The following is a 13,358-nucleotide window of genomic DNA, read 5'->3' on the forward strand; positions in this document are numbered from 1 at the left end:
ATGAAACGGCAACTTGGCCAATCGTTCCGCGGCGGATCTTGGGTACTCTTGCTCTGCGTCAGCCTAGCCCTGGCAGGGTGTGGGCCGTTGGCGCGGCTGGGCATCGGCACAACCCCCATCGCCCAGATCGAACAAAATCCTTCCCGCTACACCAATGTGTACGTCCGCGGTCGTGTGGTCAATCAAATAGGCGTGTTTGGCCAGGGCGTGTACGAGATCCAAGACAACAGCGGCTCCCTCTGGGTCATCACCGACAGGGGCCTGCCGGCCATGAACAGCACCGTAACCGTGCGCGGCAAGGCCCAAGAGGGCATCGTGCTGGGGGGACGCAGCTTCGGGGTCTCGTTGGTGGAAGCAGAGCGCTTCTAGCCGGCCCCCAAAGCCAGCATGGAGACGCGGCCCGCCAAAGTTTTGGCAATTTGCCGCAGGGCTTGGGCCGAAGCCGACTCGGGCTGGCCGACCACAATCGGCTGACCCGCATCTCCCCCTTGGCGCAGGGCAATCTCCAACGGGATCCGCCCCAGCAGTGGGATCCCCAGCTCGCGGGCCGTAGTTTCTCCGCCGGCTGAGCCGAAGATATCGTACTGGCGATCCGGTAGGTCAGGTGGAATGAAGTAGCTCATGTTCTCTACAATGCCGAGAATGGGCACCCCTAACTGGCGAAACATGTTCAAGCCCTTGCGGCTATCCAGCAGGGCCACCGACTGCGGCGTAGTGACGATCACAGCTCCCGCCAGCGGCACCGCCTGCACCAGGGTCAGTTGCGCATCCCCGGTGCCGGGGGGCATGTCCACGATGAGATAGTCCAGCTCCCCCCACTGCACCTGGTAGAGGAATTGCCGGATGATGCCGTTGAGCATCGGCCCCCGCCAGATCACCGGCTGATCCCGCCCCACCAAGAGACCCATCGACACCATCTTGACGCCGTAGTTCTCCAGGGGGAAGATGTCCTCGCCGCCGTCTTCCCGCTTGCGCACCAACAGAGACTGATCCTGCAACCCCAGCATCAGCGGCACATTGGGGCCGTAGATATCGGCATCCAGCAGCCCCACCCGCGCTCCGCTCTGGGCCAGGGCAACCGCCACATTCACCGATACCGAGGTTTTGCCCACCCCCCCCTTGCCGCTGGAGATGGCGATGATGTTGCGCACGCCGGGGACAGACTGGCGATCCGGCAGGGAGGGCGAGCGGGGAGTTTCTGCTGTAACGGTGACCTCGATGGTTTCAACGGGAGCCAGGCGGCGGATGGCAGCCTTGCACTCCTCGACGATGAATTCCCGCAAGGGGCAGGCCGGTGTCGTCAGCACCAGGGTAAAGGCCACCCGCTCCGGCTCGACGCGAATGTCGCGGATCATGTTCAGTTCCACCAGGCTGCGGCGCAGCTCCGGATCTTGAACCGGGCGCAACGCCTCAAGGATGGCGGCAGCATCGAGGGTGGAGGTGGTCATGGCATCAAAAATGAAGTAACGGCTCTATTTTTCACTCTAATCGGTTTTTCTCCAGGGTCTTCGCCCGCTGGGCAGGACAGTTGCGAAACTGTCTGCCAACCCTGGCCCTCTGTAGCCGACTGGCCTAGGCTGGCTCTGGTTGGAAGACAAGGCTGTTGGCCGACGGAGGAGGGCAATGGTGCAAGCGCTGATCATGGGAGTCGGTTTGTGGTTGGGACTGACGTTCTTGGCCCAGTTGATCCCTCTGCTGGAAAAGAGAGGCTCCTGCCGCCCCTCAAGCTGGGATGAGCCCACTCCCTCCCGCGAGCTGCAGCCCACCTCGGCCTGGGATCCCTCCTGCCGCTACTTTTCTCGCTCACCCTATCTGCCCTGTGCCGTGAACCCCCTGGGCCCCTGTCGCTGCCCTCATTACGTCGCGCTCTCAAGGGACTCCGCCCATCAGCTATCGGACAATCGGTAGTGCCTGGCCATTGGTGGATCGGGGAGTTTGTTACAAGCTGGAGTGGGTAAGCGCCCGCTGTAGCCCAACAGGTTGGAACGTTGCCAATGAGAGCAAGGCCAGTCTAAAAGTTCTGTGCTAGCATCTGCGTCGTGAGCCCTTGCGCAATTGAATTGCAGGTCTGTTGCAGGCTTCTCAATTCAAAAGAGTGCGTGGGCTGCTCGCTGTTGTTAAGACGCCAGGAGGTACATCTGTGAGTATTCAGGATCGGATTGAAGCCACAGCTAAGAATCTTGAGGGCAAGATCCAAGAGGCGGTGGGAGAGCTCACGGGAGATGAAAAGCAAAAACTGGAAGGCAAGGCCAAGCAAATGGAAGCTGCAGCTCAGCACGCCAAGGAAGATCTGAAAGATGCGGTGAAAGAAGGTGTAGACAACCTTTTGGGTTGATTGGGTTGAGCAGACTGAGTTGCTCAGCCAGAGTAAGCCTTCTGACGCGGGCGCACTTTTCGCAGTTTTACTCTGATAAAGGATGTTTTAAGGTTTGAGGATTAGGAGTATTCTCTTCATGGGCTAGAGGTAAGAGCTGGGTTTGCAGCAACCTCTAGCCTTTTTAAGTTTGTGTTTGTGTCTGTTGAGCTGCTTTAAGGTGGGAGGGCTGCCGTTATGGATCCACTGGATCTGGGGGTGGATATTGTAGAGTCTTTAGCATCCTCTGGGGATCTAGAGTTTCTCTACACCCGCGATATTGAATTTCGTCAGGAAACGATCTACTTCTTGGTGGTGGATCGCTTTTTTGATGGGGATCCCGAAAACAACGAAGGGCCAAACCCAGAACTTTACGATCCCCAAAAGCAAGATTGGGGCAAATACTGGGGCGGGGATTTGCAAGGGGTGATCGACAAGCTGGACTATCTGCAGCAGATGGGGATCACAGCCATTTGGCTCACGCCTTTGTTCGAGCAAGTGGAACGATTGTTTATTGAAAGTGCAGCGATGCACGGCTACTGGACAAAAGATTTTAAGCGCATCAACCCACGCTACATCGGCAAAGGGGAGGATCCCTCTCTCAACAATCCGGCCCCCACCACTTTCGATCGACTTATTGCGGAGATGCACAAGCGCAAAATGAAGCTGGTGCTCGATATTGTCTGCAATCACAGTAGCCCGGATACAGGAGGTGTCAAAGGTCAGTTGTTTGACGATGGGAAGCTCATTGCCGATTTCAACAACGATGTCAACAACTGGTACCACCACTACGGCGAAGTGACGAACTGGGAAGATGAGTGGCAGGTACAAAATTGTGAGTTGGCCGGGCTGGCAACCTTTAACGAAAACAATCCCGACTATCGCCACTACATCAAGTCCGCCATCAAGCAGTGGCTGGATCGAGGGGTGGATGCGCTGCGGGTGGATACCGTCAAGCACATGCCGATTTGGTTTTGGCAGGAGTTCATTGCCGATATCCAAACCCACAAGCCGGATGTTTTTGTTTTTGGAGAGTGGATCTACAGCGGCCCGGATGTAGAGGCTTCGGTGCAGTTTGCCAACCATTCCGGCATGACGATCCTGGATTTCGGCCTGTGCGTGGCCATTCGGGCGGCTTTGGGGCAAGGGGCTGCCGAGGGCTTTCGCCTCATCGACGACATCATTGCCAAAGACTATCGCTACGACGGGGCCACTGAGCTGATCACCTTCATCGACAACCACGACATGTGCCGCTTCCAAACGCTCAATCCGGATCCGGAGATGCTCGCGGTGGCAGTCGCCATCATCATGACCAGCCGGGGGATCCCTTGTATCTACTACGGCACCGAGCAGTACCTGCACAACGACACCGATGGCGGTAACGATCCTTACAACCGCCCGATGATGGAAAAGTGGGATCCGGACTCTCCACTCTACCGGCAGATTCGTCTCTTGTCGGGGTTGCGCCGTCTCAACCCGGCGGTCTCGTTGGGCAGCCAGTGGCGTAAGTACTTAACCGAGGAAGTTTGGTGTTACACGCGGCGCTATCGCGACAGCCGCTGTTTTGTCGCCCTCAACCGCGGCGAGGCCACCCGTCTGGAAGAAGTGGACACGGAGTTTCCCGATGGGGAGCACACCTGTATTCTGACGCGGCAGAAGTTTACGGTTCGAGAGGGGAAGATCCGCGATTTGGAGTTGCCCACCCGCGGCGTCATCGTGCTCAGCCATGTGGGAGAGCGGGTCAAGGGCCAGGTGATCGTGCGGGCACAGCTCAACGGAGTCAACACGCAGCCGGGGGAATGGATTGTGGTCATTGGCGATTGCCCGGAGTTAGGCTACTGGGACATTGCCCGTGGCTACCCGCTGGAATACATCAACGCCAACACGTGGTTTGGGGAGATCCCGTTCAACGAAAGCGCCGGTAAAGCCATTGCCTACAAGTATGTTCTGCTGCGAGAGGGTCGTTCGCCGATTCGGGAAAACTTGGTAGCCCGCCGCTGGTTGCTGGCCCCAGAGGGAACGGTCAAGTGGCGGGATCGGTGGGCCGGTTGACTTAGACTTAACTGGTTATGCAAGTTAAAATTCGTCCTGCCACGCCTGAGGATGTGCCCGTTCTGTTTGATCTCATCTGCGCTTTGGCCGAGTACGAGCACCTGAGCCACCTGGTAACGGGATCCGCCGAGCTGCTGCAACAGCATCTGTTTGGCCCCGAAGCCTTTGCCTCGGCCTTGTTGGCAGAAGTGGGGGGGCAAGCGGTGGGGTTTGCCCTCTACTTTCGCAACTTTTCCACCTTCCTCACCCGACCGGGGATCTACCTGGAAGACTTGTTTGTGTTGCCGGAGTTTCGCGGCAGGGGCATTGGCAAGGCGCTCTTGGCGCGGGTGGCCCAGGAGGCAGTGGCCAAAGGATATGGGCGGCTGGAGTGGATGGTTTTGGACTGGAACCAGCCGGCGATTGAGTTCTACCGGCGCCTGGGTGCCAAGCCACATCCGGAGTGGATCCTGCACCGCGTGGTGGGTGCTGAGCTGGAAGCTTTGGCTCGGCTGGCCGAGGATCCCTACCCCTCTTGAGCAAGAGATCCCAGGGATCCCTGCGCGAAAGGGGGATCCAGACCTCTATACTTAGCGGCTGAGCCGAGGTTGAGCCGAGCATGAGCCCAACGCAAACCGTCACTCCCCAGGGGGCTGAGATCCTCTGCATTGGCACAGAGCTACTCTTGGGGGAGATTACCAACACCAACGCCCAATACCTAGCAGCCGAGCTGGCCAAGCTGGGGATCCCGCACTACTACCAAACGGTGGTGGGGGACAACGAAGCCCGCATCCACCATGCTTTGGAGGTGGCCTGCAACCGCTCCAGCCTGCTTTTAATTACAGGAGGGCTGGGGCCAACCCCGGATGATCTGACCCACGCGGCACTGGCCTCTTTTTTCGGCGTGGAGATGGTGGAGCACCCGCAGGTTTGGGAGGAGATTCTGCGAAAGTACGGCCAGCGAGGTATGGAGCCCTCGCCCAGTAACCGCAAGCAGGCCTTTTTGCCTCAGGGGGCAACCGTCCTGCCCAACCCCCTGGGCAGCGCCTGTGGCCTCATCTGGCAGCCCCGGCCCGACCTGCACATTCTCACCTTCCCCGGCGTGCCGCGGGAGATGCAGCAGATGTGGCAGGAGACGGCTGTGCCCTATTTGCGCTCCCTGGGCTGGGGCAAGGAAGTGTTTTACAGCCGCGTGTTGCGCTACTGGGGCATTCCTGAATCGACCTTGGCCGAACGGGTGGGATCCCTGCTGGCGGGGGAAAATCCCACCGTGGCTCCCTACGCCAGCCAGGGGGAGGTGCGCCTGCGGGTTACCGGACGCGCCCCCACGCGTGAGGCGGCGGAAGCATTGATTGCCCCGGTGGTGGAGCAGATTTTACAGATTTCCGGGGAAGACTACTTCGGCAGCGACGAGGCCACCTTGGCCAGCGTGGTGGGGGAGTTGCTGCTGCAGCGGGGGCAAACCCTGGCGGTGGCGGAATCCTGCACCGGTGGCCTGCTGGGGCAGTTGGTAACCGGGATCCCGGGCAGCTCCCGCTATTTTGTTGGGGGGATCGTTGCCTACGACAACCGCATCAAGGAGCAGCTCTTGCGGGTGGATCCCGCGGCGCTGCAGCAGCAGGGGGCCGTGAGCGAGCCGGTGGCGGCCCAGATGGCGCTGGGGGCCAAGCAAGTCCTCGGCTCCGACTGGGCCTTGAGCATCACCGGCATTGCCGGGCCAGACGGGGGTACCCCCACCAAGCCGGTTGGCCTTGTGTATCTGGGCTTGGCCGACCCGGAGGGGAACGTGGAAGTCCACGAGTACCGCTTCGGCAGCTTGCGGGGCCGCGAGGGGGTGCGCTGGTGGAGCGCCCAGACGGCGCTGGATTGCCTGCGGCGGCGCTTGCTCCGCTACCCCCTTTCGGGGGATCCACCTCAGCAAGGCCAGATCCTTGAGTAAGCTGGGGGAGCAGGCAGATCTCGGAGCAGGCTGATGATCCCCGATGCCCTTCAGGCCGGCAGGGAGGCGCTGCAGCAGGGCCGTTTCCAAGAAGCCGTCCAACTGCTAGAAGCCTACTTGGCGCAGTCCCGCCAGCAGGGCGAAGCAGCAGCGATCCCGGCAGACGCATCCGACAGCCAGGCCCTGGAGGCCCAGATGAACCTGGTGCGGGCCTACCATCTGGCGGGCGAGGCGGAGAAGGCGCGGGCGCTTTGTCTGGAACTGCTGCAGCACCCGGATCCCCAGGCGCGAGGCTGGGCCCAAAAAATCCTGCCCCGCCTGCCCCAAACGGTGGAAAAACCCGCTGCTTCCCCGCCCTCCCCAGAACCGGCTCCTGAAGCTCAGCCGCTCTCCAGCCGCCAACGGGCCGGTCAACTGGGCCTGAAGATCCCCCTGCCGGAGCGGGCCGGCTCTCTACGCTGGGCCAAGTGGGGATCCCTGGCTGTGGGCATCCTCTTCCTCTGGTGGCTGAGTTTTGTGTTGGTGGGCGCTCACCTAGATTTCGGATGGCTGAGTTTTCCGCGGCAACTTTGGTTTTTGCAAGGGTTGCTGCCCTGGCTGCGCAATGGCCTGCGCTGGTTGGTAGCCGGCAGCCTGGCGGTCAACTTTGGCGTCGGCCTTTTGTTTTTTGCCCCCTGGCTGATGGATCACCTGCACCGGCGGCTGCACAAGCTGCGCTGGGCCACCTTGGGGGAAATTGAGCGCCACAGTCCCGAGGCGGCCCGCCTGCTGCAGCGCCTCTGCGCCCAAAAACAACTGAAACAACCCCGCCTGGGGGTGATCCCGGAAGGGGGGCCGCTGGCTTTTGTTTACGGCACTCTTCCCGACGGCGGCCGCATCGTGGTCACCCAGGCCCTGTTGCAGCAGCTTGCCCCGGATGAGATTGCCGCCGTCTATGCCCAAGCCCTGGGGCGCATCGTCAACGGCGACATCCTGGTTATGACCCTGCTGGGATCCCCCCTTCAACTGGTTTACTTGGCTCTGGAGCAGGTGAGCCAACTGGGGAACAAACGGCGGGATCTCATCGGCCATGTGGCCCCACTGCTCTACCTGATCTACACAGTGCTTTCCTACCCGCTGTTTTTCCTCTCTCGCCTGGGCACCTACCACGCCGATCACTTTGCGGTGGAGGCCACGGGCAACCCCAACGGGCTGGTGGCTGCCCTGCTCAAGTCGGCTGCCGGCCTGCAGGAGGCCCACAAAAACGACCGCCGCCCCTCTTCGCTGCTGCACTGCACCCGCCTCTTCAGCCTCCTGGACTTCAAAACCACCACCGCCGCCAGTGCAGCCAGCCGTCTCCGGGATCCCGCCCAGGCCGGCCAAGTCTTTCTCTGGGATCAGCTCAACCCCTGGGCCCGCTGGATGCAAGTCAACTCCAGCCATCCGTTGCCGGGGCACCGCTTCCAGGTTTTGGCGGAATATGCGCAACGGCTGCGCCTGGCGCCGGAGCTGAGCTTGGGCAGGCCAAAGGGGGGAGCAGCTCCTCTGCCAGCTCGCTTCTGGCTGGATCTGGCCATCTACGCTGCCGAAGTGGTCGGGATCCTCGTCGGTTGGCTGGTGGGGCTGATCCTCTACCTGCTGCTGCAAGATCGCCTCGATCCCAAAGTCATTGCTGCGGCAGCGGTAGTGGGCTATGGGGTGGGACTGTGGGCCAAAGCAGGACTGATGTACCGCGGAGCCTTTTTGCCCCAGCCGACCGATGTGCTCCAGTTGCTGGCTGACCCTGAGGCGGATCCCTGCCGTGGCCAGCCGGTGGAGCTGGAAGGAGAGCTGCTGGGCTTGGGACAAGCCGGCTATCAACTGGGGGCGGAGCCGAAGCTGCAAGATGCCACCGGGCTGATCCCGCTGCGCTTTACCTCTCCCCTGGGACCGGTGGGCAATGTCTTTTCCGGCCTAAAGCGGCTCCGCGGCCTCATGGGCCGGCGGGTCAAGGTGGTGGGCTGGTTCCGCCGCGGCAACACCGCCTGGGTGGATCTGGCCTATGTGCAAGTGGGATCCGACTGGCTCCACAGCCGTCCCCGCCTGTGGCTGGCTTTGTTGGGTTTGGGAGTTGTCTTGCTGGGGATTTGGGGGGCCTTCTATTTCCCCAACCTGCGCTTCTACCTGCGACGGTGGTAGCCGACCACTAGCGACGAGAGGCCGTCAACTGCGCCTTGCGCAGCCGCACCGACTGGGGCGTGATCTCCACCAGCTCGTCCTCGCCGATGTACTCCAGCGCCCGCTCCAGGTTCATCTCCACCGGCGCCTGCAAATGCACCAGCTCTTCCCCGCTGGCAGCCCGGTGGTTGGTCAGTTGCTTGGTTTTGCAGACGTTCAACTCCAAGTCCTGTGGACGGTTGTGCTCGCCCACGATCATGCCCTTGTAGACGCGGGTACCTGGCGTAATGAAGAACACCCCGCGGTCTTCCGCATTTTTCAGGGCGTAGCTGGTGGCCACCCCTTCTTCAAAGGCGATCAGCACCCCGTTGCGGCGCATTTCCATTTCAGAGGTCAGGGGGCGATACTCCAAAAAGCTGTGGCTCATGATCCCCTCGCCGCGGGTGATGCGGATAAACTCCCCACGGAAGCCGATCAGCCCTCGGGCCGGGATGACAAACTCCAACTGGGCCCGCCCGTCCGCGCCCACCATCAGGTTCTGCATCTCCCCCCGCCGCTGCCCCAGCCGTTCAATGCAGGCGCCCACCGTCGATTCCGGCACATCCAGCACCAAACACTCATAGGGCTCGTAGGGCTGGCCGTTGACCTCGCGGAAGATCACCTTCGGCTGCCCCACCTGAAACTCGTAGCCCTCCCGCCGCATGGTCTCCAGCAAAATGCCCAGGTGCAGCTCGCCCCGCCCCGACACCAAAAAGCGATCCGGGGAATCTGTCTCTTCCACCCGCAGCGCCACGTTGGTTTCCAGCTCCCGCAGCAGGCGCTCCCGCAATTGCCGCGAAGTAACAAAGGTGCCCTCTTGGCCGGCAAAGGGAGAGTCGTTGACGCAGATCATCACCTGCAGCGTCGGCTCATCCACCTTGATCAGCGGCAAAGCCTGCGGGTTCTCGGGAGAGGTGAGGGTGTGGCCGATGTTGGCCTCGGCAAACCCCGCCACGGCGACGATGTGGCCGGCAGTAGCCTCGGTGAGCTCGACGCGCTGCAGGCCCTGGAAGCCAAAGAGCTTGGTTACCTTGCCCTTGACGATCGACCCATCTTCTTTGACCACCGCCAACTGATCCCCAAGGCGGATGGTGCCGTTGTGGATCTTGCCGATCACGATCCGACCCAGGTATTCCGAGTACTCCAGCGTGGTAACCTGCAGTTGTAACGGCTTGGCCGGATCCCCAATCGGCGGCGGGACATGCTTGAGGATGGCTTCAAAGAGGGGCTTCATGTCCAGCGGGCCGCTGTACCTTCCTTCCAGAAAAGCTTTCAGGTCAGCTTCTTCCAGGGCAAAGCCCCGCAGCCCCGAAGCAAAGAGGTAGGGAAAGTCGCACTGGTCTTCGTCGGCCCCCAGCTCCAAAAACAGATCCAGCACCTTGTCGATGGCCTTGTAGGGCTCGGCACGAGGCCGATCGATTTTGTTGACCACCACGATCGGGCGCAGGCCCTTTTCCAACGCCTTGCGCAGCACAAAGCGGGTTTGCGGCATCGGGCCTTCGTTGGCGTCCACGATCAACAAGCAGCCCTCCACCATGCCCAGCACCCGCTCCACCTCTCCGCCGAAGTCGGCGTGGCCGGGGGTATCGACAATATTGATCAGGGTTTCGCCGTAGCGGACGGCTGTGTTCTTGGCCAGGATGGTGATGCCCCGCTCTCGCTCCAGGGCATTGAAGTCCAGCACGCAGGTGGGAATGTCCTCTCCCTCCCGAAAGGTGCCTGCCTGGCGCAGCAGGGCGTCCACAAGGGTGGTTTTGCCGTGGTCGACGTGGGCGATGATGGCGACGTTGCGGATGGGGAGTGACATAAGAAATAATCAACTCATAAAGTAACGCCCTATAGGCGAGCTTGCCCTAGGGCTGCTTCTATAACTGTAGCGCAAAGAAGCGTTACATTAAGAGATAGGGGAGCAACAGAGCGAACTCCCCCACCGACGCCGACAGGCCCTCCTCAGGGGATCCTGTCAACTGCGCCGGCAACCGGCCTAGGTTGCCTACATATCCGCGCCGCGTAGGTAGAGCAGCAGGATAACCGCCGGCCCTGCCAGAACGATCAAGGCCAGCAGCGCCAACTGCACGAACACTTCGTACTGTCCGAACATACCCCCAACTCCCAGAGCTTACGTTTTGTATCCTAAGGGCAGCCCTTCCCCTGAGATGAGAGAGCTGTTACAATTCTTTAATATTTGACACTGCCCAGGGATCCCTAGCGTTCCTGCTGCGCCTGAAACGGCATGGGATCGAGGTTAAACAGCTCCTGCAGGATTTGCATAGCCCTGCGCCGCGCCTCGATGTCCCGCTTGGCCCGCAGCTGCACCATGGGATCGTGCAGGATCTTGTTGACGATGCCGCGGGTGAGGGCGTCGATCACCTCCAGGTGCTTTTCGGCAAAGTCTTTGCCTAGGCGGGAGAGGGCTTTTTCCATCTCCTGCTCGCGTATAGACTCCACCTTGTGGCGCAGGCTGGAAATGGTGGGCACCGTCTCCAGAGAGCGCCACCACTCCATAAACTGCTCCACCTCTTCTTCCACCAAGTCTTCGGCATCCCGGGCCAGCTTTTGCCGCTGGGCGCGGTTTTCTTCCACAATGCGGGAGAGGTGATCCACGTTGAACACCTGTACCCCTCTTAGCTTTTCCACGTCGGGATCAATGTTGCGGGGCACCGAGATATCCACCAACAGCAGCGGCTGATTCGTCTGCAGCACCCCCGCCAGTTGCTCGTAGGTGAGGATCGGCTGGGTGGCGCCAGTGCTGGTGAAGACCAGGTTGGACTCGGCCACACTGCTCAACAGCGCCTCCCAGGGCAACACCTGGATCGGCTGCTCAAATTGTTTGGCCAGGGCCTCGGCTCGCTCCAAGGAGCGGTTGACCACGGTAATATCCACCGCCCCTTTGGCCAGGAGGTGCTGCACCAACAGGCGGGCCATCCTCCCTGCTCCCACCACGGTCACCTTGCCCTGGGAAAGGGATCCTTGCTCCTGCAAGGCCAACTCCACCGCTGCCGAGCTGATGGACATGGCGCCGGTGCCGATCCCCGTCTCGGTGCGGATGCGCTTGCCGGCGGTGATGGCCGCCTTGAAGAGGCGGTTGAGGATGCGATCCATGCCGTTGCAGGCTTGCCCCAGTTGCTGCGCTTTTTTCACTTGCGACAGGATCTGTCCCTCTCCCAACACCAAGCTGTCCAGCCCGGCGGCCACCCGCACCAGGTGCGTCACCGCATCTTGGTAGAGCAGCGTAAACAGGTGCGGGCGCAGTTGGGGCAGCGGGATCCCTTTTGCCTCCGCCAAAAACTGCATCGTCTGCTGGACACCGCTTTCCATTTCTGGGGTGACAATGTAGACTTCCAGCCGGTTACAGGTGCTGAGGATCGCCGCTTCCTCAATGTGGGGGTGGGCACGGAGCTGCTGGATCCTCTCTCCCACCTCGGCCTCGGAAATGCTGAGGCGCTCCCGGATCTCCACAGGAGCTGTGCGATGGCTAAGACCGACAACCGCGATAAACATGCCTCTCCGTCGTCTGTACAGCAACAGTTATTAAAAGCAAAATCTCTGAACAAAAGCAAATCATCCCTTTTCGGGAAGGTTGAGCTGAGACCGGTGTCAAGGCAGTTCCTTGTCTCGGTTCCAGCAAGCTTAGGTAACTTTTCTCAGCCTACCTAAACCCTAAGACCAGTATCGAACCGGTTTCGCAGGATTTTGCTGAAGAGTTATTACGTTTTTTCGGGTTGCAACTTGATAGATTTTTTAACGTTCGACCAACGAGAAGAGCGACCTTCGCCAAGGGAAAGTCGCCCTCATCTTTTCGGCAGGGGATCTGTTTAGCGCAGTTGCAGGCTGCGGGGCTGTTGGCCGTCTTTCATGTGGATGGTATCCACGAAGCGCACCGTGCGCGACTGGCTGGAGATCACCAGGGTTTCGGTGCGGGCCCCACCGCCGAAGAAGCGCACCCCCCGCATCAGGTCGCCATCGGTAATGCCGGTGGCGGCAAAGAGCACTTCCTTGCCGCTGGCCAGCTCTTCGCATTCCCACACCTTGTCGGGATCCTCGATGCCCTTTTCTTTCAGTTCCCGCCGCGTTTCCTCCACCGGCGGCAGGTAGGTGCCCGCCTGCACCACTTCGGGATCGTAGATCAGCCGCCCCTGGAAGTGGGCGCCCAGGCAACGCAGCGCCGCTGCCGAGATCACTCCTTCGGGAGCCGCCCCGATCCCCATCAGGGCGTGGATGCCGGTGCCGTTGAAGCCTGCCGAGAGGGCCGCCGAGATGTCGCCATCGGTAATCAGCTTCACCCGCGCCCCCGCCTCGCGGATTTGGCGGATGAGATCGACGTGGCGCTTGCGATCCATGACCACCACCGTCAGGTCTGAGATCTCCCGATCCAGGCTTTCGGCGATGATCTGCAGGTTTTTCTCAGGGGGATAGTCGAGGTGCACCTTGCCCTTAGCCTGGGGCGGAGCCGCCAGCTTTTGCATGTAGATGTCCGGCGCGTGCAGCAGGCCGCCTTTTTCGGAGATGGCCAGCACTGCCATAGAGCCGTTTTGGCCTTTGGCCACCAGGTTGGTACCCTCGCAGGGATCCACGGCAATATCGATTTCCACCAGCTCTTCCACACGGCAGAATTGCTCCGCATCCGGACGGGTACAGATGCCCACCTCTTCCCCGATGTAGAGCATGGGGGCCTCATCGCGGGTTCCCTCCCCGATGACGATGCGACCGCGCATGGGGATCTGGTTCAGTTTCTCCCGCATGGCCTCGACGGCCACCTGATCGGCAGTCTTGTTGTCGCCTTTGCCCATCCAGCGGGCCGCGGCGATGGCAGCCTGCTCCACCACTTCGATGATCTCTAGCCCCAACTTGTTGTCCACG

The 13,358-nt window shown here is 60.9% G+C and carries 12 protein-coding genes; 7 read left to right on the forward strand and 5 right to left on the reverse strand.

Features of this window, described 5'->3' with window-relative positions:
- Entirely contained in the window at positions 1-369 is a 369-nt protein-coding gene (locus NW862_RS01270) for a hypothetical protein (protein ID WP_414336073.1), read from the forward strand.
- Here NW862_RS01270 and NW862_RS01275 read toward each other — a convergent pair.
- Positions 366-1,448: an Mrp/NBP35 family ATP-binding protein gene (locus tag NW862_RS01275; protein ID WP_414336074.1), complete on the reverse strand. Its 1,083-nt coding sequence runs from the start codon at positions 1,446-1,448 to the stop codon at positions 366-368. The genes NW862_RS01270 and NW862_RS01275 overlap by 4 nt on opposite strands.
- A gap of 175 nt (positions 1,449-1,623) precedes the next feature.
- On the opposite strand from NW862_RS01275, the gene NW862_RS01280 reads away from it, so the two are divergent.
- From NW862_RS01280 to NW862_RS01305, 6 genes are all read left to right on the forward strand, one after another.
- Positions 1,624-1,908: a DUF6464 family protein gene (locus NW862_RS01280; RefSeq protein WP_414347918.1), complete on the forward strand. Its 285-nt coding sequence runs from the start codon at positions 1,624-1,626 to the stop codon at positions 1,906-1,908.
- Between the two features lie 163 nt (positions 1,909-2,071).
- Positions 2,072-2,335, forward strand: coding sequence for a CsbD family protein (locus tag NW862_RS01285; RefSeq protein ID WP_414347920.1), 264 nt, complete (start codon positions 2,072-2,074; stop codon positions 2,333-2,335).
- A 216-nt stretch (positions 2,336-2,551) separates the two neighbouring features.
- Positions 2,552-4,405 carry an alpha-amylase family glycosyl hydrolase gene (locus NW862_RS01290; RefSeq protein ID WP_414347923.1) on the forward strand — a complete coding sequence of 618 codons (1,854 nt, stop codon included), beginning with the start codon at positions 2,552-2,554 and terminating at the stop codon, positions 4,403-4,405.
- 17 nt (positions 4,406-4,422) lie between these two features.
- Complete coding sequence (locus NW862_RS01295; protein ID WP_414426847.1) at positions 4,423-4,923, forward strand: N-acetyltransferase family protein; 501 nt, start codon at positions 4,423-4,425, stop codon at positions 4,921-4,923.
- 80 nt (positions 4,924-5,003) lie between these two features.
- A complete protein-coding gene (locus NW862_RS01300) occupies positions 5,004-6,323 on the forward strand; it encodes a competence/damage-inducible protein A (protein ID WP_414334410.1) in 1,320 nt (439 codons plus the stop codon).
- Between the two features lie 33 nt (positions 6,324-6,356).
- Positions 6,357-8,480, forward strand: coding sequence for a M48 family metalloprotease (locus NW862_RS01305; RefSeq protein ID WP_414426848.1), 2,124 nt, complete (start codon positions 6,357-6,359; stop codon positions 8,478-8,480).
- Positions 8,481-8,487: 7 nt separating this feature from the next.
- On the opposite strand, the gene typA is transcribed toward NW862_RS01305, so the two are convergent.
- From typA to glpX, 4 genes are all read right to left on the reverse strand, one after another.
- Positions 8,488-10,305: a translational GTPase TypA gene (gene typA / locus NW862_RS01310; protein ID WP_414334407.1), complete on the reverse strand. Its 1,818-nt coding sequence runs from the start codon at positions 10,303-10,305 to the stop codon at positions 8,488-8,490.
- A gap of 186 nt (positions 10,306-10,491) precedes the next feature.
- Positions 10,492-10,599, reverse strand: a complete 108-nt coding sequence (gene psb30 / locus NW862_RS01315; protein WP_011433833.1) for a photosystem II reaction center protein Ycf12/Psb30 — start codon at positions 10,597-10,599, stop codon at positions 10,492-10,494.
- A gap of 104 nt (positions 10,600-10,703) precedes the next feature.
- Positions 10,704-11,999 (reverse strand): glutamyl-tRNA reductase, encoded by a 1,296-nt coding sequence (locus NW862_RS01320; RefSeq protein ID WP_414334406.1) that lies wholly within the window; start codon positions 11,997-11,999, stop codon positions 10,704-10,706.
- A gap of 314 nt (positions 12,000-12,313) precedes the next feature.
- Positions 12,314-13,357, reverse strand: coding sequence for a class II fructose-bisphosphatase (glpX, locus tag NW862_RS01325; protein ID WP_414334404.1), 1,044 nt, complete (start codon positions 13,355-13,357; stop codon positions 12,314-12,316).
- Position 13,358 lies beyond the last annotated feature (1 nt).

The sequence above is a fragment of the Synechococcus sp. H55.8 genome (genome assembly GCF_047462375.1).
In the GTDB taxonomy this organism is placed as follows: domain Bacteria; phylum Cyanobacteriota; class Cyanobacteriia; order Thermostichales; family Thermostichaceae; genus Thermostichus.

Coding starts and splice junctions, on each gene's coding strand:
- NW862_RS01280 (WP_414347918.1), top strand. CDS start 1,624: ATGGTGCAAGCGCTGATCATGGGAGTCGGTTTGTGGTTGGGACTGACG.
- NW862_RS01305 (WP_414426848.1), top strand. CDS start 6,357: ATGATCCCCGATGCCCTTCAGGCCGGCAGGGAGGCGCTGCAGCAGGGC.
- NW862_RS01320 (WP_414334406.1), bottom strand. CDS start 11,999: ATGTTTATCGCGGTTGTCGGTCTTAGCCATCGCACAGCTCCTGTGGAG.
- NW862_RS01270 (WP_414336073.1), top strand. CDS start 1: ATGAAACGGCAACTTGGCCAATCGTTCCGCGGCGGATCTTGGGTACTC.
- NW862_RS01295 (WP_414426847.1), top strand. CDS start 4,423: ATGCAAGTTAAAATTCGTCCTGCCACGCCTGAGGATGTGCCCGTTCTG.
- NW862_RS01275 (WP_414336074.1), bottom strand. CDS start 1,448: ATGACCACCTCCACCCTCGATGCTGCCGCCATCCTTGAGGCGTTGCGC.
- NW862_RS01300 (WP_414334410.1), top strand. CDS start 5,004: ATGAGCCCAACGCAAACCGTCACTCCCCAGGGGGCTGAGATCCTCTGC.
- typA (WP_414334407.1), bottom strand. CDS start 10,305: ATGTCACTCCCCATCCGCAACGTCGCCATCATCGCCCACGTCGACCAC.
- psb30 (WP_011433833.1), bottom strand. CDS start 10,599: ATGTTCGGACAGTACGAAGTGTTCGTGCAGTTGGCGCTGCTGGCCTTG.
- NW862_RS01290 (WP_414347923.1), top strand. CDS start 2,552: ATGGATCCACTGGATCTGGGGGTGGATATTGTAGAGTCTTTAGCATCC.